22 protein-coding genes are annotated in these 20,718 nt (G+C 70.7%); 15 read left to right on the forward strand and 7 right to left on the reverse strand.

Going from position 1 to position 20,718, the window contains the following annotated elements:
- Positions 1 to 60 precede the first annotated feature (60 nt).
- Positions 61 to 801, forward strand: a complete 741-nt coding sequence (locus tag FCH28_RS18600) for an AAA family ATPase (RefSeq protein ID WP_136741490.1) — start codon at positions 61 to 63, stop codon at positions 799 to 801.
- Here FCH28_RS18600 and FCH28_RS18605 read toward each other — a convergent pair.
- Positions 791 to 2,434 (reverse strand): FAD-dependent oxidoreductase, encoded by a 1,644-nt coding sequence (locus FCH28_RS18605; protein WP_136741198.1) that lies wholly within the window; start codon positions 2,432 to 2,434, stop codon positions 791 to 793. The two genes, FCH28_RS18600 and FCH28_RS18605, sit on opposite strands and share 11 nt — an antisense overlap.
- Positions 2,435 to 2,535: 101 nt before the next feature.
- On the opposite strand from FCH28_RS18605, the gene FCH28_RS18610 reads away from it, so the two are divergent.
- The 3 genes from FCH28_RS18610 (at position 2,536) to FCH28_RS18625 (ending at position 5,141) form a co-directional block, all read left to right on the forward strand.
- A complete protein-coding gene (locus FCH28_RS18610; RefSeq protein WP_136741199.1) occupies positions 2,536 to 3,189 on the forward strand; it encodes a TetR/AcrR family transcriptional regulator in 654 nt (217 codons plus the stop codon).
- 262 nt (positions 3,190 to 3,451) lie between these two features.
- Complete coding sequence (locus tag FCH28_RS18615; RefSeq protein ID WP_136741200.1) at positions 3,452 to 3,973, forward strand: cupin domain-containing protein; 522 nt, start codon at positions 3,452 to 3,454, stop codon at positions 3,971 to 3,973.
- 319 nt (positions 3,974 to 4,292) lie between these two features.
- On the forward strand, positions 4,293 to 5,141 hold the full coding sequence (locus FCH28_RS18625; RefSeq protein ID WP_136741202.1) for an SDR family NAD(P)-dependent oxidoreductase: 849 nt from the start codon (positions 4,293 to 4,295) through the stop codon (positions 5,139 to 5,141).
- Positions 5,142 to 5,316: 175 nt separating this feature from the next.
- Here the strand turns inward: FCH28_RS18625 and FCH28_RS18630 are convergent, their stop codons facing one another.
- Complete coding sequence (locus FCH28_RS18630; protein WP_136741203.1) at positions 5,317 to 5,877, reverse strand: hypothetical protein; 561 nt, start codon at positions 5,875 to 5,877, stop codon at positions 5,317 to 5,319.
- A 307-nt stretch (positions 5,878 to 6,184) separates the two neighbouring features.
- On the opposite strand from FCH28_RS18630, the gene hemL reads away from it, so the two are divergent.
- From hemL to FCH28_RS18670, 8 genes are all read left to right on the forward strand, one after another.
- Positions 6,185 to 7,510 carry a glutamate-1-semialdehyde 2,1-aminomutase gene (gene hemL, locus FCH28_RS18635; RefSeq protein WP_136741204.1) on the forward strand — a complete coding sequence of 442 codons (1,326 nt, stop codon included), beginning with the start codon at positions 6,185 to 6,187 and terminating at the stop codon, positions 7,508 to 7,510.
- Between the two features lie 60 nt (positions 7,511 to 7,570).
- Positions 7,571 to 8,251: a histidine phosphatase family protein gene (locus FCH28_RS18640; protein WP_136741205.1), complete on the forward strand. Its 681-nt coding sequence runs from the start codon at positions 7,571 to 7,573 to the stop codon at positions 8,249 to 8,251.
- Between the two features lie 144 nt (positions 8,252 to 8,395).
- On the forward strand, positions 8,396 to 9,619 hold the full coding sequence (locus FCH28_RS18645) for a polysaccharide deacetylase family protein (protein ID WP_136741206.1): 1,224 nt from the start codon (positions 8,396 to 8,398) through the stop codon (positions 9,617 to 9,619).
- 194 nt (positions 9,620 to 9,813) lie between these two features.
- Positions 9,814 to 10,428, forward strand: coding sequence for a TlpA family protein disulfide reductase (locus tag FCH28_RS18650; protein WP_136741207.1), 615 nt, complete (start codon positions 9,814 to 9,816; stop codon positions 10,426 to 10,428).
- 4 nt (positions 10,429 to 10,432) lie between these two features.
- Positions 10,433 to 11,197, forward strand: coding sequence for a cytochrome c biogenesis CcdA family protein (locus FCH28_RS18655; protein ID WP_136741208.1), 765 nt, complete (start codon positions 10,433 to 10,435; stop codon positions 11,195 to 11,197).
- A 3-nt stretch (positions 11,198 to 11,200) separates the two neighbouring features.
- Positions 11,201 to 12,991 carry a cytochrome c biogenesis protein ResB gene (gene resB, locus FCH28_RS18660; protein ID WP_136741209.1) on the forward strand — a complete coding sequence of 597 codons (1,791 nt, stop codon included), beginning with the start codon at positions 11,201 to 11,203 and terminating at the stop codon, positions 12,989 to 12,991.
- Complete coding sequence (gene ccsB / locus FCH28_RS18665; RefSeq protein ID WP_136741210.1) at positions 12,988 to 14,073, forward strand: c-type cytochrome biogenesis protein CcsB; 1,086 nt, start codon at positions 12,988 to 12,990, stop codon at positions 14,071 to 14,073. The genes resB and ccsB overlap by 4 nt, the downstream gene beginning before the upstream one ends.
- 92 nt (positions 14,074 to 14,165) lie before the next feature.
- Positions 14,166 to 14,687, forward strand: coding sequence for an SRPBCC domain-containing protein (locus tag FCH28_RS18670; protein WP_136741211.1), 522 nt, complete (start codon positions 14,166 to 14,168; stop codon positions 14,685 to 14,687).
- 63 nt (positions 14,688 to 14,750) lie between these two features.
- On the opposite strand, the gene FCH28_RS18675 is transcribed toward FCH28_RS18670, so the two are convergent.
- Positions 14,751 to 15,404 carry a DUF4291 domain-containing protein gene (locus tag FCH28_RS18675; protein WP_136741212.1) on the reverse strand — a complete coding sequence of 218 codons (654 nt, stop codon included), beginning with the start codon at positions 15,402 to 15,404 and terminating at the stop codon, positions 14,751 to 14,753.
- 64 nt (positions 15,405 to 15,468) lie between these two features.
- The gene (locus FCH28_RS18680; RefSeq protein ID WP_136741213.1) at positions 15,469 to 15,882 is read right to left on the reverse strand and encodes a PLD nuclease N-terminal domain-containing protein; all 414 of its coding nucleotides are present in this window, start codon (positions 15,880 to 15,882) and stop codon (positions 15,469 to 15,471) included.
- An 88-nt stretch (positions 15,883 to 15,970) separates the two neighbouring features.
- Between FCH28_RS18680 and FCH28_RS18685 the strand changes: the two genes are divergently transcribed.
- Together FCH28_RS18685 and mqnP are read left to right on the forward strand one after the other, a co-directional pair.
- Positions 15,971 to 17,428 (forward strand): menaquinone biosynthesis decarboxylase, encoded by a 1,458-nt coding sequence (locus FCH28_RS18685; protein ID WP_136741214.1) that lies wholly within the window; start codon positions 15,971 to 15,973, stop codon positions 17,426 to 17,428.
- Positions 17,425 to 18,333, forward strand: coding sequence for a menaquinone biosynthesis prenyltransferase MqnP (gene mqnP, locus FCH28_RS18690; RefSeq protein ID WP_136741215.1), 909 nt, complete (start codon positions 17,425 to 17,427; stop codon positions 18,331 to 18,333). Before FCH28_RS18685 ends, mqnP begins: the two co-directional genes overlap by 4 nt.
- 73 nt (positions 18,334 to 18,406) lie before the next feature.
- Here the strand turns inward: mqnP and FCH28_RS18695 are convergent, their stop codons facing one another.
- Positions 18,407 to 19,012 (reverse strand): DUF4870 domain-containing protein, encoded by a 606-nt coding sequence (locus FCH28_RS18695; RefSeq protein WP_136741216.1) that lies wholly within the window; start codon positions 19,010 to 19,012, stop codon positions 18,407 to 18,409.
- Positions 19,013 to 19,097: 85 nt separating this feature from the next.
- Entirely contained in the window at positions 19,098 to 19,688 is a 591-nt protein-coding gene (locus FCH28_RS18700; RefSeq protein ID WP_136741217.1) for a rhomboid family intramembrane serine protease, read from the reverse strand.
- A 134-nt stretch (positions 19,689 to 19,822) separates the two neighbouring features.
- Here FCH28_RS18700 and FCH28_RS18705 point away from each other — a divergent pair, with 134 nt between their 5' ends.
- On the forward strand, positions 19,823 to 20,545 hold the full coding sequence (locus FCH28_RS18705; protein WP_136741218.1) for a UbiX family flavin prenyltransferase: 723 nt from the start codon (positions 19,823 to 19,825) through the stop codon (positions 20,543 to 20,545).
- On the opposite strand, the gene FCH28_RS38165 is transcribed toward FCH28_RS18705, so the two are convergent.
- Positions 20,542 to 20,688: a hypothetical protein gene (locus tag FCH28_RS38165; RefSeq protein ID WP_169314202.1), complete on the reverse strand. Its 147-nt coding sequence runs from the start codon at positions 20,686 to 20,688 to the stop codon at positions 20,542 to 20,544. The genes FCH28_RS18705 and FCH28_RS38165 overlap by 4 nt on opposite strands.
- Positions 20,689 to 20,718: the final 30 nt, after the last annotated feature.

Below are 20,718 nucleotides of genomic sequence, written 5' to 3' on the forward strand. Positions count from 1 at the left end.
GTGGGGCTCCGCCCGTCAGGGGAAGGGCGGGTGTCGGTGGCATGTGAGAGCTTCGAGGGCATGCTCATCGAACGCGCATACGTAGACCTTCCGGAGGGAGAGGGGACGGCCGAGGACGGCTGGCCCTGGACCGTGCCGTGCGTGCGCCAGCTGGCCGAGGAGGGGCTCACCTTCCGCGCGCCGGTCACCTTCCTGGTGGGGGAGAACGGCTCGGGGAAGTCGACGCTGGCCGAGGCCCTGGCGGAGGGTTTCGGGCTGGATTCGTACGGCGGCTCGGCGGGCTACAAATACGCCAGCTCGCGGGAGTCCTCGCTGCTCGGCGGCTTGATGCGGTTCGACCCCACGCGCGAGGGGCGGGCGATGGTGCGCGGGCCGCGGACCCGCCGGCGGGGCTTCTTCCTGCGGGCCGAGACGGCGTTGGAGGCGCTGGGCGGAGAGTGGGGGGCCAGGAAGCTCTCGCAGCATCCCGATGCCATGAGCCATGGGGAAGGCTTTCTGTTGGCCTTCCGCGAGCGGTTCTCCCAGCGAGGGCTTTATGTGCTGGACGAGCCGGAGGCGGCACTGTCCTTCTCCTCCTGCCTGGAACTGGTCGGGTTGATGGACGAGTTGGGGAGCTGTGGAGCGCAGATCATCTGTGCCACGCACTCCCCGCTGCTGACGGCCCTGCCCGGCGCCGAGATCGTCGAGGTCGGCGAACACGGCATGCGGTCCGCGAAGTGGGCGGAGCTGGGCCTCGTCGACCACTGGCGTCGGTATCTCAGCGACCCGCGGGCGTATCTGCGGCATGTCCTCACGGAATGACGGAGGCGGGCGAGGCCGTGCGTATGGAGCCCTCGGGCTCTGCCACAGCGCCGGTCCAGCGCGTGAGGGCGGTGCGTATTCCAGCGGCGCGCTCCGCCGGGGCGGTGGCGTCGGTAGCCCAGGCGATATAGCCGTCGGGCCGTACGAGCAGTGCGGTACGCCGCCCGCCTGTCCAGGAGGCGCACACGACACGGTCGGCCGAGGGCTGAGGATCGCCGGTGTCGCCGACGGGAGTGATAAGGACGAACTTGCCCTGGCGCAGGAGTTCGTAGAGGCGGCTGCCGTCGGCCAGGCGGACGTCGGGCGCTCGGCGGCCGGCGAGCGGGTGGGCGCCGCGCTCGGCGGGATAGCTGATGGCGAGGCCGGAGACAGTGCGGATCGCACGGCCGGACAGCGGCCGCAGCCGGTTGATGAGCCCGGCGGCCAGCGCACGGGCGGCGCGCCCCGGAGCACGGTGCAGCAGGCCCACCCGGAGGATGGTGCCGCTGAGGCGCAGCACAAGCTTGCCGACGGGGTGGCGCTCGGCCTGGTAGCTGTCCAGCAGGCCGGCGGGGGCATGGCCCTGGAGCACCGCGGCGAGCTTCCAGCTGAGGTTGGCGGCGTCCTGCAGCCCCGTGTTCATGCCCATGCCGCCGGCCGGGGAGTGGACATGGGCGGCGTCGCCGGCGAGGAAGACACGGCCCACGCGGTAGTCGGGCACCTGCCGTTCGTCGCTGTGGAAGCGGGAGATCCAGCGGGCGTCGTGCATGCCGTAGTCGCTGCCGAGGGCGAGGCGGGCCAGCTCGCGGACCTCGTCCAGGTCGGCGGGCACGTCGTCGGCGGCCTGGCGGCGGCGGTTCCAGCCGATGACGCGGTACCAGCCGTCACCGAACGGGGCGATCACGGCGAACGCGTCCGTGGTGGCGTTGACGGTGAAGGGGCTGTCGGGTTCCTGGGCCAGCCGGACGTCGGCGAGGACCAGCGAGCGGAGCGCGGACTTGCCAGGGAAGGGGAGACCCAGGGTCTCGCGGATGGTGCTGCGGACCCCGTCGGTGCCGACGAGGTAGGCGGCGCGGGCGCGGTGGACGCCGTCGGCCTCGCGGACGCGCACCGTCACGCCGTCCCCGTCCTGCTGCAGGCCGAGCACCTCTGACTCGTACCGGAAGGTGACCCCGGCCTGCCGGGCCCGGCGCTCCAGCAGCCGCTCGACCTCGAACTGCGGGGTGACCAGCACGAACGGGAAGCGGGACGGAAGCCTGCTCGGGTCGAGGGTGGCGCTCCCGAAGAGGCGGAGACGGGTGAGCGGATATCCGCCGGCGACGAGTTCATCGGCGAGGCCACGGGCGTCCAGCTGCTCCAAGGTTCGGGCGTGCACGACCAGGGCGCGGGTGAGGTTGCTGGTCGTGTGGGGGCGGCGCTCCAGGAGCGTGACGTCGAGGCCGGCCTCGGCGAGGTCGCCGGCGAGCAGCAGTCCGGTCGGTCCTGCGCCGACGACGATGACATCGCTGCGGCTGATCTCGGAGCCGGTCGCCGGATCGGTCGTCGGATCGCTCGCCGGGCCGGCCGCAGGACCAGTCGCGCGATCGGTTGACGGGCCGGTCGTCGGGTCGGTGGTCGGGACGGTGGTGCTGGGCTTGCGGTTCGCGGCCTTCATGGCTGCCTCCAATGCCAACACGCGTTGGTCAACGCTTGTTGGCAAAAGCCTAAGCCTGCCGGGACTGGCATGTCAACACGCGTTGGCCTACAGTTGTTGACATGGCCGAACGTGTCCCCTCCACCCCCTCCGTCACCCCCGATGTGGACCTCGGTGAGTCCCCCGTGGCCGCCGTCGCCCCCACCGCCGGGGACCACGGCCGCCCCCGCCGCTCCGAGGCCACCCGTGCCGCGATCCTGGCCGCCGCCAAGGACCGTTTCGCCGCCGACGGTTACGAGCGCGCGACCATCCGCGCCATCGCCAGGGACGCGGGCATCGATCCGTCGATGGTGATGCGCTACTACGGCAACAAGGAGGGCCTCTTCGCGGCCGCCTCCGAGATCGATCTGCACGCCCCCGACCTCACCGGGGTGCCGCACGACGAGCTCGGCGCCCGGCTCGTACGGCACTTCCTCGAGCGCTGGGAGTGCGACGAGACGCTGACCGCCATGATGCGCGTCGGCGTCACCAACGAGGCGGGCGCGGAGCGGATGCGCGGGGTGTTCGCCGGCCAGATAGGGCCGGTCCTCGCCGCCGTCTGCCCGGTCCCCGACCAGGCGGCCACGCGCGCCGCCCTGATCGCCTCGCAGGTCCTCGGCATGGCGCTGTGCCGCTATGTCCTGCACATCCCGCCGGCCGTCGGCCTCGACCACGATGAGGTCGTGGCCTGGCTGGCGCCCACCATCCAGCGCTATCTGACGGCCGAACACCCCTGAGGAAGCCGGGCGGGCGGGCTCGCCAGGAGTCGGCCCGGCGCGTCAACACCCGCCCGGCGACCAGTTCCACATGCCCGGCGAACACCCGCCGCGCGTCCGGCGTCAGCGTCGTCAGGGCCACCACCGCCGTGATGATGACGTCGCACAGCTTGCTGTGTACGTCGTCCCAGGTGTGGCAGTGACGGGGCATCGGACATGGCTCGATTCTGCCGGTGTCGCGCGCCGCGCCCTCCTAGGGTGTGGACCGAGACGGGAGGCGCGTATGCACCAGCGGCAGCCGCTGCCCGCGCCGGGAGGGGCCGACCGGCTCCCCGAGGCGCTGATCGACTTGTACGGGCTGGCGCCGCTGCCCCGTGAGGGCGGGCGGTTCCGGCGTACGTGGGCCGGGCCGGAGCGCGCCGACGGGCGGCCGGAGGGGTCGGCGATCGTCATGCTGCTGACCGCCGAGCCGGGCGACTACTGCGCCTTGCACCGGCTGCCCGCCGACGAGATCTGGCACTTCTACCTCGGCGATCCGCTCACCCTGCTCCTGCTCCCCGAGGGCGGCGCCGCCCGTACGGTCGTCCTCGGGCCCGACGTCCTCAGCGGGCAGCACGTGCAGTTCACCGTGCCGGCCGGGACATGGATGGGCGCCGCGGTCGCCGAGGGCGGGGCCTGGACGCTGTTCGGCTGCACCATGGCGCCCGGCTTCACCTTCGACGACTACGAGCACGGGGACGCCGCCGAACTGGCCGCGCGCTTTCCCGGGGCGGCGGCGCGGATCGTGGCGCTGAGCAGGCCATGACAGGGGTGTCGCCCCCTTGCGAGCCCAACGTCCGTGGTGGGTCGGGTATGTCCGGCGAGCGGCCTGCGCCCGGGAGACCGCCACGATCCGGCCACGCCGATGACACCGGGAGCGCAGGCACTCCGGACACACCGCCCGGACCGCCCGGACCGCCCGGACCGCCCGGACCGCCCGGAACAACCGGAACGGCCGGAACGGCCGGAACGCCGGGCCCAACTGGACCGACCGGACCGACCGATGGGACTGACGGGACCGACAGGACTGACTGGAACTGCCGGACCGACCGGAACACCGGAACAACTGCAGAGGCAAAAGAGCCATGAGCGACCTCCCCGACACCCCCGATGCCCCCGACGCTCCCGACCTCCCCGACGCTCTCGACCTCACCCCCGCCCCCGATCGCACCCGCCTCCCCGACCTCACCCACCACGTAGCCCTGATCACCGGCGCGGCCGGGACCATCGGGCGCGGGATCGCGCTGCGTTTTGCCGCCGCGGGCGCCGCCGTGGTGGTGCATTTCCGTACGCATGCCGAGGCGGCGCGGGGGATCGTCGGGGAGATCGAGAGGCGCGGTGGCAGTGCGCTGGCGCTCCGCGCCGATCTGGCCGACGAGGCGGAATGCCACCGGCTGGTGGCGGCGGCCGCCGGCTGGCGCGGCCGGCTGACGGTGCTGGTGAACAACGCGGGGGTGCAGCCCACCCAGGAGCTGGCGGCGATGTCGCTCGCCGACTGGCGGGCGGTGGCGGACACCAATGTGCACAGCGTCTTCGCCTGCACCCAGGCCGCGGCGGCCGTGATGCGGGAGGGCGGCGGGGGATCGGTGACGCATATCGCGTCCATCGAGGCGGACCGTCCGGCGCCGCTGCACGCCCACTACAGCGCGTCCAAGGCGGCGGTGGTGATGCACGCCCGCTCGGCCGCCCTGGAGTACGGGCCGTACGGGATCCGCGTCAACAGCGTCTCGCCGGGCCTGATCGGGCGTCCCGGCATCGAGGAGGACTGGCCGGAGGGGGTCCGCCGCTGGCAAGAGGCGGCGCCCGCCGGGCGGTTGGGGCGGCCCGAGGACGTGGGCGATGCCTGTGTCTTTCTGGCCTCGCCGATGGCGTCCTGGATCACCGGCCACGATCTCGTCGTCGACGGCGGTGTCTCGGCCCGTCCCACCTGGTGAACCCGGGCGTTCTGGCCCGCCTGCCCGCCTGCCCGCCTGCCCGCCTGCCCGCCTGCCCGCCTGCCCGCCTGCCCGCCGGGCCCCGCCCCGACGGGCGACACCTACTCCTGCCCCTGGCCTGTCCCGTGCGCCGCCCCGCCCGGCCGCAACGATTCAGCAGCGACCGGTCGGTGCCTCACGGCCACACCAGGCAGTACGCCTGGTGCCCCGCTTCGTGCAGCCGGTGGCTGAAGTCCTGCCATTCGTGCAGCAGCTGGTAGACGCTGAAGGCGTCGCGCGGGCCGCCCCGGTCGGGGACGGTGGACCAGATGAACGCGGCCGCGCCGACCGACTCCTCGCCGACACCGCGCAGCGGGTCGGTCACGGTCATGGGGAGTTTGACCACGGCGTAATCGGGGTGCAGCACGACCAGCTCCAGCGGCGGAACCTTATGGAGCGGTATGCCCTCTATGCCGGTGAGGACCATCGCGGCCATCGTCTCCGGCTTGATCTTGGTGAACATGCCACCCATACCGAGCTCATCACCGCCGAGCTCCTCGGGACGCATCGAGATCGGGACACGGGCCGCCGTCGCGCCATTGGGCGCGCCGAAGTATTTGTATGTCACCCCCATGCGGCCGCCTCTGTTGTCCCCACCAGTGATGCCCTCGGTGCCTTCGCGCCGGTGACGGCCGCGCTGGGCGCGCTCGGGACCCCGGTCATCGGTCCCCTCGCCCAGTTCGCCACCGCGATGCATATCTCCACCCGACCACTCGCAGCCTTAGCCGCGCAACCCGATCATCGTCTCAGAGATCTCCCCCGTCACCGGCGTGCGAAACTCCCGGCCGCGCGCCCTCGTGCGCCTCTGAGACCATTGCTTGCGTGACTTACTCGTACGTCGCCCCAGTTTCGCAGACGCGAGGGGCCTGACGCCCGGTCGAGAGCGAGAGGAATAAAAAAGGGACCGAGATGGAACCGAGCGGCGCCTCAGGGGTGTCCGCGAGGGGATTCCCGCACCGTTGTCAGCAGGGCCGTGTCCACGTGCCGCCGCCCACCCTCCGTTTATGCAGGTCAGGATCGCTGTGTCTTTTCCCTATGAAGCCCCTGTTTCGCAGTCGCTGTTCGATCGCGCGTCCCTTGTGACGCCCGGTGGCGTCAACTCTCCGGTGCGGGCGTTCCGCGCCGTGGGTGGTACGCCCCGGTTCATGGTGTCCGGTACGGGTCCGTACCTCACCGACGCCGACGGCCGTGAGTATGTCGACCTCGTGTGCTCGTGGGGGCCGATGATCCTCGGGCACTCGCACCCCGCGGTGATCGCCGCGGTCCAGGAGGCGGTCGCCCGCGGTACGTCCTTCGGCACGCCCGGCGCGGGCGAGGTCGAGCTGGCCGAGGAGATCGTGGCGCGGATCGCGCCGGTCGAGCAGGTGCGCCTGGTGTCCTCCGGCACCGAGGCGACGATGTCGGCGATCCGGCTGGCGCGCGGTTTCACCGGCCGCGCGAAGGTGATCAAGTTCGCCGGCTGCTACCACGGCCATGTCGACGCGCTCCTGGCCGCGGCCGGTTCGGGCGTGGCGACGTTCGGGCTGCCGGACACGCCGGGCGTGACCGGTGCGCAGGCCGGCGACACGATCGTGCTGCCGTACAACGACATCGAGGCGGTACGGGCCGCGTTCGCCGCGCACCCGGGCGAGATCGCCTGTGTGATCACCGAGGCGTCGCCCGGCAACATGGGCGTGGTGCCGCCGCTGCCCGGCTTCAACCAGGGGCTGAAGGACGTGTGCGCGGCGAACGGCGCGCTGTACATCTCCGACGAGGTCATGACCGGCTTCCGGGTCAGCAGGGCCGGCTGGTACGGCATCGACGGTGTCACTCCGGACCTGATGACCTTCGGCAAGGTGATGGGCGGCGGCTTCCCCGCCGCGGCCTTCGGCGGCCGCGCCGACGTCATGGCCCACCTCGCCCCGGCCGGCCCGGTCTACCAGGCGGGCACCCTGTCCGGGAACCCGATCGCCACCGCCGCCGGTGTCGCGCAGCTGCGGCTGCTGGACGACGCGGCGTACGAGAAGGTCGACGCGGTCTCGGCGCAGCTGCGCGACCTGGTCACCGCGTCGCTGACCAAGGAGGGCGTCGCGCACCGGCTGCAGGTCGCGGGCAACATGTTCTCGGTCTTCTTCACGGACGCCGAGGTGACGGACTACGACGGTGCGAAGGCCCAGGAGTCGTTCCGCTTCACCGCCTTCTTCCACTCGATGCTGTCGCAGGGCGTCTATCTGCCCCCGTCCGCCTTCGAGTCCTGGTTCGTCTCGACCGCGCACGACGCCGCGGCCGTCGAGCGGATCGCCGCCGCGCTGCCGGCCGCCGCGCGGGCCGCGGCCGAGGCGACGGCCTGAGAGACGCGGATCCGGCGACGGACCGCCGACCGCTTGCAGACGACTGAATGAATGGGTGACATGAGCAGCGAAGACATCACCGTCGTGCATCTGATGCGGCACGGCGAGGTGCACAACCCCGAGGGCGTGCTCTACGGGCGCCGGCCCGGCTATCACCTCTCCGATCTGGGGCGGAAGATGGCCGACCGGGTCGCGGAGCACCTCGCGGACCGGGACGTCACGCATGTCGTGGCGTCGCCGCTGGAGCGCGCCCAGGAGACGGCGACGCCGATCGCCGACGCGCATGGTCTGGATCTGGCCACCGATGAGCGGCTGATCGAGGCGGCCAACGTCTTCGAGGGGAAGACCTTCGGGGTCGGCGACGGCGCGCTGAAGAAGCCCGGCAACTGGAAATACCTGACGAATCCGTTCCGCCCGTCCTGGGGCGAGCCGTATATCGAGCAGGTCGTACGGATGATGGCGGCGCTGGGCGCGGCACGGGACGCGGCGCGCGGGCACGAGGCGGTGGCGGTCAGCCATCAGCTGCCGATCTGGATCGTGCGCAGTTTCGCGGAGCGGCGGCGGCTGTGGCACGACCCGCGGCGGCGGCAGTGCACGCTGGCCTCGCTGACGTCTTTCACCTTCCACGGCGACAAGATCATTTCTGTGGGTTACAGCGAGCCGGCGCGCGACCTGGTTCCCTCCCACCTGCTGGCCGGCGCCAAACCCGTCAAGGGGAAGAGCAAGGCTTTCGGCGCTTGACGTTCCATCAATTGGCGGTAAGTCAGCAGCGCGCAAAATCAGAGGTTTGAGCGAATAAGCAGAATCTCCTCGTCCGAAATGCCCTCGCCTCGGATGTCCGTTTATATGGATATTGAGTTCGGCAATACGGATGGGGACCACGGTATGCGCGCGATCAGTCGGCGGAACCTGTTGGGTATGGGGGTTGGGGCGGCGGCTGCGCTCGGTGTCGGCGGCTGCTCCATGTCCGGCTCGGACGGCGAGGCGAACAAGCAGCGGGTGCGGAACTCCGTACGGGCCCGCTCGAAGCCCATCGGTGACGGATCGACCGCCAATTCCGGAGCGCAGCCCAACCAGCCCGACGGGCCGGAACGGCTGGAGCCCGGCCAGACCCCGCCGCAGTTCGTGATTTTCTCCTGGGACGGTGCGGGAGAGGTCGGCAACGGCCTCTTCCCCCGATTCCTCAAGCTCGCCAAGGACCACGGCGCGGCCATGACCTTCTTCCTCTCCGGGCTGTATCTCCTGCCCGAATCGAAGAAGCAGCTCTACAGCCCGCCGAACAACCGGTCCGGCGCCTCCGACATCGGCTACCTCACCGATCCCCACATCAAGGAGACACTGCGGAACCTCCGCACGGCCTGGCTGGACGGCCATGAGATAGGCACCCACTTCAACGGCCACTTCTGCTCCGGCTCCGGCACGGTCAGGAACTGGACGCCGCAGCAGTGGCAGTCCGAGATAGACCAGGCGATGGAATTCGTCACCAAGTGGCGTACGCACACCGGCTTCAACGAGATGGATCCGCTGCCCTTCGATTACCGCAGGGAACTGGTGGGCGGCCGCACCCCGTGCCTTCTGGGCCAGGAGAATCTGCTCCCGGCGGCAAAGGAGCTCGGCTGGCGCTATGACGCCAGCGCACCGGGCGGCCAACAGGTATGGCCGACGAAGAAGATGGGCATCTGGGACTTCCCGCTTCAGCAGATTCCCTTCCCGGGTCACTCCTACGAGGTCCTCTCAATGGACTACAACATCCTCGCCAACCAGTCGAAGAACTCGACAAAGGCCCCGCCGGCCAACTACCCGGGCTGGCGCAGGCAGGCCACCGGCGCGTACATAGCCGGGTTCCAGCGCGCGTACGAGACGAATCGCGCCCCGTTCTTCATCGGAAACCACTTCGAGCAGTGGAACGGCGGTATCTATATGGACGCCGTCGAAGAGGCGCTCAAGCGCATAGCCGACGAGCGGAACAAGGATGTGCGGCTGGTGTCCTTCCGACAGTTCACCGACTGGCTCGACGCCCAGGACCCGCAGGTGCTGACCAAGCTCCAGGGGATGGACAAGGCGCAGCGGCCCGCCGGTGGCTGGAAGTCGTTCCTCTCCGCCGCCTGAGCCCACACGGCCGGGCCCGCCCCTCCAGGGCCGTCCGCCCGACCCGCCCGACCCCGCTCCAGGGCCGGTCGCCGACTCGCCCGACCCTCCCCCCAGAGGCCGCGGCGACCGCTCTGACATGCCTTTTTGCGTGGGATGCGACGGTCCGAGGGGGGCGCGGAAGATCTGGAACCGGCTCATGCGAAACTTTTCACATGAGTGTCTGCCGCGCCCCACGCCGCCTTGCGAACCGCAGCCGCATCGCCCTGCTCGCCGCAGGGGCCGCGGCCGCGTCGCTGATGCTGAGCGCCTGCGGGGACGGCGCCGCCGGCGGCTCGTCGCAGACCGGATACGTCCAGGGGAAGAACGGCTTCGCCACCGTGAAGAAGGCCGAGCGGCAGCCCGCGCCCGACCTCTCCGGCGAGACCACCACCGGCAAGCACCTGGACGTCGCCGACTACAAGGGCAAGGTCGTCGTCCTCAACGTCTGGGGATCGTGGTGCGGCGGCTGCATCGCCGAGGCGGCGAACTTCACCAAGGTCGCGAACGAGACCAAGGGCAAGGGCGTCCAGTTCATCGGCATCAACACCCGTGACTCCGCGAAGTCGCAGGCCAACAGCTACGAAGAACAGCACAAGGTGCCCTACCCGAGCCTGTTCGACCCGCCGGGCAAGCTGCTGCTGCGCTTCCCCAAGGGCAGCCTCAACCCGCAGCTCATCCCCACCACGATCGCCTTCGACCGGCACGGCAGGATCGCCGCGCGCGCGGTCGGCCCGCTCTCGGAGGACGGCCTGCGCAAGATGGTCGACCCCCTGATCGCCGAGAAGTGATCACGTGATCCAGCTCGCCGCCGAGGCCGCGCAGAACCAGACCATCCTGACCGGCGCCCTGATCGCCGCCGTGCCCGCCGCACTGATCGGCGGACTGGTCTCCTTCTTCTCCCCGTGCGTCCTGCCGCTGGTCCCCGGCTATATGTCGTACGTCACCGGCGTCACCGGCACCGACCTCGGCGAGGCCAAACGCGGCCGGATGCTGGCCGGCGCCTCCCTCTTCGTCCTCGGGTTCACCCTCGTCTTCGTCTCCGGCGGCGCCCTCTTCGGCTTCTTCGGGGAAACGCTGCAGAGCTACAAGGACGTCATCTCACGGGTCCTCGGCGGCCTGATGATCCTGCTCGGGCTGGCCTTCGCCGGCGTCCTCCAGCGCTTCGGCCAGCGCGAACTGCGCTTCCACAAGAAGCCCGCCATCGGGCTGGCCGGCGCGCCGCTGCTCGGTGTGCTCTTCGGCGTCGGCTGGACACCCTGCCTGGGCCCCACCCTCACCGCCGTCCAGACGCTCTCGTTCTACCAGGCGAGCGCCGGCCGCGGCGCCCTGCTGGCCGTCGTCTACTGCCTGGGCCTCGGTCTGCCGTTCATCGCCGTCGCGCTGGCCTTCCGCCGGACGCTCGGCGCGTTCGGCTGGGTCAAGCGGCACTACGTGTGGGTGATGCGGATCGGCGGCGGCATGATGGTCGCGCTCGGCCTCCTCCTCGTCACCGGCGTCTGGGACGGCCTGATGTCCGAGCTGCAGAACTGGACGCAACGCTTCACCGTTGGGATCTGATCGATGTCCACCAAGACCGACACCCCCCGCGACCCGGGGCCGGACTCCGGCGCTCCGGACGCCCGGGAGTCCGGCACGGCCGCCGATCTCGGCGCGGCCGGATCCCAGCTCTCCACCGCCCCCGCCGAGGACATCAGCTTCCCCTCGCTCGGGCCCATCGGCTGGGCACGCTGGTTCTGGCGGCAGCTCACCTCGATGCGGGTGGCGCTGCTGCTGCTCTTCCTGCTGTCGATCGGCGCCATCCCCGGCTCGCTGATCCCGCAGACCGCCATCGACCCGGTCAAGGTCGAGGACTTCAAGGGCGACCACCCCACGCTCGGTGAGCTCTACGACAAGCTGGGGATGTTCCACGTCTACAGCTCGGTGTGGTTCTCGGCGATCTACCTGCTGCTGTTCATCTCGCTCATCGGCTGCATCGTGCCGCGCACCTGGCAGTTCGTCGGACAGCTGCGGGGCCGCCCGCCGGCCGCCCCGCGCCGGCTGACCCGGCTGCCCGCGTACACGACCTGGCGTACGGACGCGGCACCCGAGGACGTCCTCCAGGCGGCACAGGGGCTGCTGAAGAAGCGCCGGTTCCGGGCCCACCGGTCCGGCACCGCGGTCGCCGCCGAGAAGGGCTATCTGCGCGAGACCGGCAACCTGGTCTTCCACATCGCGCTGATCGTGCTGCTGGTGGCGTTCGCCGTCGGCGGCCTGTGGAAGTCCGAGGGCGGCAAGCTGGTCGCCGAGGGCGACGGCTTCTCCAACAACCTCACCCAGTACGACGACTTCAAGCAGGGCCCCTTCTTCGACACCGAGACCATGGAGCCGTTCGGCTTCACGCTCGACGGCTTCGACGCGACCTACGAGCGGTCCGGGCCGCAGAAGGGCACCCCGCGGACGTTCCGCGCCAACGTCAGCTACTTCTCCGGCGCCGACGGCAAGGAGCACAAGACCGCGATCGAGGTGAACAAGCCCCTCGACATCGCCGGCTCCAAGGTCTATCTGCTCTCGCACGGCTACGCGCCGGTGGTCACCGTCAAGGACGGCCGCGGCAAGGTCGTCTACAGCGGTGCGGTGCCGTTCCTCCCGCAGGACCCCAAGAACCTCACCTCGACCGGCGTGGTCAAGGTGCCGGGCGCGCAGACCAAGGACGGCAAGCGCAACCAGCTCGGGTTCCAGGGCTTCTTCGTGCCGACGTTCGGCGGCAAGGGCTCCGGCTCGATGTTCTCGCAGTTCCCCGCGCTGGACTATCCGGTGCTCACGCTCACCGCCTACCACGGTGATCTGGGCGTCGACTCCGGGCTGCCGCAGAACGTCTACAAGCTGGAGCAGAAGAACCTCAAGCAGTACAAGGACGGCAAGGGCACCCCGGTCGCCAAGATGATGCTGCCCGGCGAATCGATGAAGCTGCCCGGTGGCGACGGCAGCATCAAGTTTGAGGGCATCAAGGACTGGGCCAGCTTCACCATCGCCCACCAGCCGGGCAACGGCCTCGCGCTGACCGGCGCGGTCGCCGCCCTGCTGGGCCTGGCCGGCTCGCTGTTCATCCAGCGCCGCCGGGTGTGGGTCAGGGCGGAGCGGGTCGAGGAGAACGGCGCCGGTGTGACCGTCGTCGAGATGGCCGCCCTCGGCCGCAGCGAGTCGCCCCGGCTCCCCGAGGAACTCGCCGATCTCGCGGCCGCGCTGGGCACCGACGCCCCGCTCGTCCCGGACGCTCCCGCGCCCACCGAAGACCCCGCGGAGCCGGCCGACCCCGCCGACCCCGCCGATCCTGCCGACCCCGCTGACCCCTCCGAAGGAGCGCGCGCGTGAACATCGCGGCCGCAGCCAACGAGACACTGGCGCACAACAGCAACCTGCTGGTCTATTCGGCGATGGCGGTATACACGCTCGCCTTCATCGCGCACATGGCGGAGTGGGTGTTCGGCAGCCGCAGCAAGGTCGGCCGCACCGCCGCGGCACTGACCGCCCAGGCGAAGGCGCCCGCCGCGGTCGCCGTCCAGGTGGCGAAGCAGGGGGGCACCGCCGTACTGGAGCGCCCGAAGGTCATCACCAAGGCCGCCGCCGGCAGCCGCGAGGTCCCGGACGGTCCCGGCGCCGCGGGCGGCACCGAGAAGGGCGACCTCTACGGCCGGATCGCCATCTCGCTGACCGTCCTGGCCTGGGCGCTGCACGTCGGCGGTGTGGTCGCCCGCGCGCTGTCCGTGCAGCGTGCCCCCTGGGGCAACATGTACGAGTTCTCCACGACCTTCGCCGCGGTCGCGGTGGGCGTCTACCTGCTGCTGCTCGTCCTCAAGAAGAACGTCCGCTGGATCGGCCTGCCCCTGATCACCTCGGTCCTGCTCGACCTGGGCCTGGCCGTCTCGGTGCTCTACACCGCCAGTGACCAGCTCGTCCCGGCGCTGCACTCCTACTGGCTGTGGATCCACGTCAGCTGCGCGATCCTGTCCGGCGCGGTGCTCTACCTCGGCGCCGTCGCGACGCTGCTGTTCCTCTTCCGCGACCGCTACGAGGACAAGCTCGCCGACCCGGCCGGCAAGCAGCCCGGCGCCTTCGCCTCGTCCGTACTGGAGCGGCTCCCCTCGGCCGCCTCGCTGGACAAGTTCGCCTACCGGGTCAACGCCACCGTCTTCCCGCTGTGGACGTTCACCATCATCGCGGGCGCCATCTGGGCCGAGGCCGCCTGGGGCCGCTACTGGGGCTGGGACCCCAAGGAAGTCTGGTCGTTCATCACCTGGGTCGCCTACGCCTGCTACCTGCACGCGCGCGCCACGGTCGGCTGGAAGGGCCGCAAGGCCGCCTGGCTGGGCCTGATCGCGTTCCTCTGCTACCTGTTCAACTACTACGGCGTGAACATCTTCGTCACCGGCCTGCACTCGTACGCCGGGGTCTGAACGCCCGCTCCAAGGGCGGGTGCTGGGCGCCTGCCGTGCCCTGAACGCCGCCCTGAACTGCGAACACCGGTGCCGTGCGCGATCGTGTCCTCATGGAGAGCCCGATCCCGTACGGCACCGTCGTCTCCGACGCCGACATCCGCACCATCTCCTTCACGCTGCGCCTTCCCCAGCCTGTGGAGGAGGTCTGGGCCGCCGTCGCCGGCCCCGAGGGCCTGCCCGGCTGGCTCGCCGCCGCCGATCCCTTCGAACGGCACGAGGGCGGCAGGATCACCCTGCGCTGGCTGAACACGAACGCGAGCGGGCGCTCCACCGTCGCCGCCGGCCGGGTCACCGGCTGGGGCCCGACCAGGCTGGCCGAGTACACCGTCGCCGTGCACGGCCGGATCCGCTTCGAGATCGCCCCGGACCCGGACCGCCGCACCGGCACCCGGCTGCGCTTCACCAACGAACTGGAAACCCCGGACAGCGCGGTGCTGGCCAACCTCGCCGGCTGGCACCAGCACTTCGAGTACCTGACCGAGGCGCTGGCCGGCCGGCCCGTCGACTGGTCCACCTGGAACCTCGGCCGCTGGCGGGCGCTGTACGAGGAGTATGAGCGGGTGGCGGCGTAACGCGGCGGACCGTCCCGCAGGCCACTCCGCAGACCTTCCCCGAGACAGCGGGCTGACTGCCCGTCAGGAGGCGGGGCTGAGCGCCGGAGTCCCCTCGGGCGCCGGATACGGGCGCTCCGCGGGCAGCAGCGCGGCGGCCGCCGCCAGATCCCCCGAGCGCACCAGCGCATGCACCTCGTGGGCCAGCGGTGTGACGTCCGTGATGGCGACGGTCCACTCGTCGGCGTACCGCCGGGACGCCTCGCCGGCCAGGCCGAGCTGAAGTGACCGGTACGGCAGCTGCTGGAGCCGCAGATCCCGCTCCGGGTCCCACTGCACCCGCGCCGGACTGCCCTTCAACCGACGCTTCCAGGCGGCGCGGTCGGGGTGCTCCGCGGAGTCGTGGTGCGACAGACAGGCGTTGCTCAGCGCCCAGTCGAAACCGGCCCGGTCGATCTCGATCGCGAGCACCGTCTCCTGGTCGGCCTTGGTGCCCCATCCGCAGCGGTACATCATCCACAGGAACGACGGCTTGATCCACGTCATCCGCTCCCGCTTCCACGCGGCGGGGAACCGGCCGTCCCGCGCGGCGGGGACGCCGAGCGCCGGGGCGTACGCCTGGTAGACGGTGACGGTCCGCTCGGTGTGCAGCGCCCGGATGCGGCGCGGCGGTTCTGCGGGGGCGGCGGACACGCCTGCCGCCGTCGTGGCCAAGGGGGCGCTGGGACCGGTGCTCATGAGGGTTCATCCTGGCGGACGGCGGGGCCGGCCGACCACCGAATTCAGGGGTGGAGGGCCCCGGCTAGTCCTTGGCCGGCGGAGTGTCCTCGGGACCGTCCGCCGCCTCGCGCTTGCGCAGTTCCTCCTCGCGGCGCCGCAGGTCGGCTTCCCAGTCCTTCAGCAGCGCCTCGTCCTTCTTGTTCTCGTCCTTGAGGGACTTGAGGAACTCGGGGTTGTCGTCCGGCGCCACCCACTTCGCGCTGCGGTTGCGGTGCCATTCGGACGGCGTACTGCCGTCGCCCGACACCGGGTGGCGCACCTTGCCCGCCACCAGCCAGGCGATCGGCCCGATCAGCACCTCGCCGAACAGCAGGATGATGATCACCCAGATCACCTTGGGCAGGCCGCGCACCTGCGATTCGGGGGTGTTGACGCAGTCGATGAACGCATAGATCCACAGCGCCAGTACCAAGAGGAACGGCAGATACCTGATCATCGCGGAACGGGCCCCCTGCGAACGACGGCGGGCCCGCGGCGGGGCCCGGTGACCCGTACAGGGTAGTGCGTACCCGATACTGGAACGCATGGCTTATGACGATCTTCGCTCGTTCCTGCGCGCGCTCGACAGGGAGGGCGACCTCAAGCGCATCAAGGCCGAGGTCGACCCGTATCTGGAAGTCGGCGAGATCGTGGACCGGGTGCAGAAGGCCGGCGGACCGGCGCTGCTCTTCGAGAACGTCAAGGGTTCGGCGATGCCGCTCGCCATGAACGTCTACGGCACCGACCGCCGGCTGCTGAAGGCCCTCGGCCTGAAGGCGTACGACGAGATCAGCGGCAAGATCGGCGGGCTGCTGAAGCCGGAGCTGCCGCAGGGGTTCGTGGGCGTGCGCGAGGCGTTCGGGAAGCTCGCCAACATGACGCACGTCCCGCCGAAGAAGGTGAAGGGCGAGAGCGCGCCCGTACAGGAAGTCGTGCTCACGGGCGACGACGTCGACCTCGACGCGCTGCCGGCCCTGTTCACCTGGCCCGACGACGGCGGCTCGTTCTTCAACCTGGGGCTGACGCACACCAAGCACCCGGAGACGGGCGTCCGCAACCTCGGCCTCTACCGGCTGCAGCGCCACGACAAGCGCACCATCGGCATGCACTGGCAGATCCACAAGGACAGCCGCAACCACTACCAGGTCGCGGCCAAACGCGGTGAGAAGCTGCCGGTCGCCATCGCCTTCGGCTGCCCGCCGGCCGTGACCTACGCCTCCACCGCCCCGCTGCCCGGCGACATCGACGAGTACCTCTTCGCGGGCTTCCTCCAGGGCAAGCGGATCGAGATGGTCGACTGCAAGACCGTCCCGCTCCAGGTGCCGGCCAACGCCGAGGTCGTCATCGAGGGCTGGCTGGAGCCCGGGGAGATGCTGCCCGAGGGCCCGTTCGGCGACCACACCGGCTTCTACACGCCGCAGGAGCCGTTCCCCGCGCTGACCATCGACTGCGTGACGATGCGCAAGCGGCCGCTGCTCCAGTCGATCGTGGTGGGCCGGCCGCCGACGGAGGACGGGCCGCTGGGCCGTGCGACGGAGCGGTTCTTCCTCCCGCTCCTCAAGATCATCGTGCCGGACATCGTGGACTACCACCTGCCGGAGTCCGGCGGCTTCCACAACTGCGCGATCGTCTCGATCGACAAGAAGTACCCCAAGCACGCGCAGAAGGTCATGCACGCCATCTGGGGCGCGCACATGATGTCGCTGACCAAGCTGATCGTCGTCGTGGACGCGGACTGCGATGTGCACGATCTGCACGAGGTGTCCTGGCGGGCGCTCGGCAACACCGACTACGCCCGCGACCTGACCGTCGTCGAGGGCCCCGTCGACCATCTCGACCACGCCTCCTACCAGCAGTTCTGGGGCGGCAAGGCGGGCATCGACGCCACGCGGAAGTGGCCCGAGGAGGGCTACACACGGGACGGGGGCTGGCCGGAGATGGTCCTGTCGGACCCGGACACGGCCGCGAAGGTCGACCGGCGCTGGAAGGAGTACGGGCTGTGACCGCCTCCGCCTCCGCTGCCGCGGTACCCCGGCCGGGCAGGACCAAGGCGTTTCTGCGCCTGGTCATGATCGAGCACTCCGTCTTCGCGCTGCCCTTCGCCTATATCGCCTCGCTCACCGCGATGTTCCAGTGGGACAGGACCATCCACTGGGGCCGGCTGCTGCTCGTGACCGTCGCCATGGTCGGGCTGCGGACCTTCGCGATGGCCTGCAACCGCATCATCGACCGGGAGATCGACGCCAGGAACCCGCGTACGGCGGGGCGCGAACTGGTCACCGGCGCGGTCACCGTGAAGTCCGCCTGGACCGGTGCGCTGATCGCCGTGGTGATCTTCCTGGGCGCCGCGGCGCTGCTCAACCCGCTGTGCCTGGCGCTGGCGCCCATCGCGGTGGTGCCGATGGTGGTCTATCCGTACGGCAAGCGCTTCACGAACTTCCCGCACGCGATCCTGGGGCTGGCCCAGGCGATGGGGCCGGTCGGCGCCTGGATCGCGATCAGCGGCAGCTGGTCCTGGGACGCGGTGATCCTCGGCCTCGCCGTCGGCGTCTGGATCGGCGGCTTCGACCTGATCTTCGGCTGCCAGGACGTCCAGGCCGACCGGGCGCACGGCGTGAAGTCCGTACCGGCCCGCTTCGGCATCCCGGCGGCGCTGCACGGCGCCCGCGCCAGCCATGCCGTCACCACGGTCCTGCTGGTCTGGTACGCGCTGGCCACCGGCGTCGGGGTGTTCTTCTGGATCGGCCTGGTGATCGTCGCGGTGGCGTTCCTCTACGAGCACTCCATCGTCCGGCCGCATGATCTGTCCCGGCTCAACCGGGCGTTCTTCACGGTCAACGGCTTCATCGGCATCGCACTGTTCGTCTGCGCGCTGCTGGATCTGCTGGTCCGGGGCCTGACGGTCTGAAGGGGCTGACGGGCCGCCACGGACCGGCGGCCGGATGGTCCGTGGGGGAGGTGCGCCGCCGGCGGCGCACCTCTCAGCCCTTGCTCATCGGCCACGCGATCAGCCGCGGGTACGTCCACAGCTCGCCGTTCTTCGCCTTCGTGGCGCCGATGATCGCGCAGACGATGCCGGATATCGCGTACGCGGCCATGATGCCGACCACGGTCAGCAGCGGGACCGCCACACCGGACCCGGCCCGCTGGATGTCGTTGGCGGCCACCTCGAAGACGAGGGCGCTGCCGATGTACAGCACCACGCCGATGAACGCCACGATGGCCTGGGTGAGGCCGAAGTTCAGGGCCTGGGTGGCGTGGTGGCGGACGTACGGGTCCTGCTTGTGGCGGACGTTGCCGCGGACGGACAGCGGGGCGATCCAGCCGAGGAAGGCACCGAGGCCGCAGCAGATCATGGAGCCCAGGGTGACCGTCAGCAGCGCGCCGATATGGGCCCACATCGCCGAGCCCGTCGAGGGCGCGACCGGCGGCTGGGGGCCGTAGCCGGGGCCGCCGGGATGGCCGCCCGGTGCGGGATAGCCGTACCCGCCGGGCGGGGCGCCCGTGTTCCACCCCGGCTGCGCGCCGTACGGCTGCTGCGGTCCGCCCGGATAGGGCCCGTATCCGGGCTGGTGGTAGTCGGACATGCTCTGCTCCCCCGTGGTTGCCGCGCCGTGTCGCCCCGCCGGCCCGTGGCGCTCCCGCGCCTGCCCGGCGGCCGTGCTTCTGAGATTACGGGACGGGTCGGACAGTGGACCCGGCCGTGACGGCGCGGGTGCGCTCCCGGAAGGCGAACGCGGCCACCACCCCGCCGATCAGCCCGAACAGATGGCCCTGCCAGCTGATCCCGTTGTCGCTGGGCAGCGCGCCCCACACGATCGAGCCGTACGCCACGCCGACCGCCAGCCCGATCCCGATGTCGAGGGCCTTGCGCTCGATGAAGCCGCGCACGAGGAGATAGCCGAAGAGGCCGAAGACGACTCCGGAGGCGCCCGCGGTGTTGCTGCCGGGCGCCGCGGTCAGCCAGACGCCCAGCCCGCTGGCCACGATGACGAGCAGGACGACGCCGAGAAAACGGCGGACGCCGCTGCGCACCGCTGCGATGAAGCCGAGCAGCAGCAGGGGCAGGGAGTTGGCCGTGAGGTGGGCGAAGCCGAAGTGCAGGAAGGCGGCGGGCACCACATCGGCCAGTTCGCCGACGTCGCGCGGCTCGATGCCGAAGGAGTCCAGTGCGTTCCCGCTGGCGAAGTCGACGCCCTCCAGCAGCCACAGCAGCCCGACCCAGCCCACCATCAGGCAGATCGCGGCCCTCACTCGTGTCATTTCCGCCTCCCCTCCCCCAAGCTCCCAACGAGCAGGGGGTACCCCCATCCCGGCTGTTCGCGGCGTCCCGCGTCGGTTCACAGGAAAGAACGGCCATGACGGGGTCCGTGGTTCCGCCGGATAGGCTCGATGCTGTGGAGCCGCCGCACAACGACACCAGTAAGCCGGACCCCGGCCGCCGCCGTCCGTGGGTCGTGGGAATCTCCGGCGCGTCCGGGACGCCGTATGCCGCGTCCGTGCTGCGGGGGTTGCTCGCGGCCGGTGAGGCGGTGGATCTGATCGTCAGCCGGGCGTCGCGGCTGACGCTGATGGACGAGACCGGCATCGCCTTCCGGGACGCCCATTGGCGCACCGACCTGCGGGAATGGCTGGCGCTCGGGGCGGACGGCAAGCCGGAGACCTATCCGGTGACGGACGAGCGGCTGGCGGATGTGCGGTACTGGCCGGCCGGGGATCTGGCGGCCGGCCCGTCGTCCGGTTCGTATCCCGTGAAGGGGATGCTGATCGTCCCGGCGAGCACGGCATGTGTCGCCGGGGTGGCGCTCGGGCTCTCGAAGGATCTGCTCCAGCGGGTGGCGAGCGTGACGCTCAAGGAGCGCCGCCGGCTGGTGGTCACGGTGCGGGAGACTCCGCTGAACGGACCGACGCTGAAGCATCTGGTGGCGCTGGACGAGGCGGGCGCCGTGGTGCTGCCCGCCTCTCCGGCGTTCTATGCGGGGGCGACGCACATCCAGGATCTGGTGGACTTCGTCGCGGGCCGGGTGCTCGACGCGGCAGAGGTGCCGCACGGGCTGTACCGGCGTTGGGAAGGGGAGCTCAGGGGTGGCTCCAAGGGGGAGGCCCCGGAGGCGTCCTAGCTCTTCTTGGCAGCGGCGGCGGCCGCGGCGGCGCGACGGAGGCGACGCCGGGACCGCGGGGGCATGGCCTGGTGGGCACGTGAACGATTGGCCTGGTCCTGCAGCTCGCGCATGCGGGCGTAGGCCATCTCGATCGAGTACACGGTGACTACTCCTGTGAAGATCGTCGTTGA

It is taken from the genome of Streptomyces piniterrae (assembly GCF_005048155.1).
In the GTDB taxonomy this organism is placed as follows: Bacteria; Actinomycetota; Actinomycetes; order Streptomycetales; family Streptomycetaceae; genus Streptomyces; species Streptomyces piniterrae.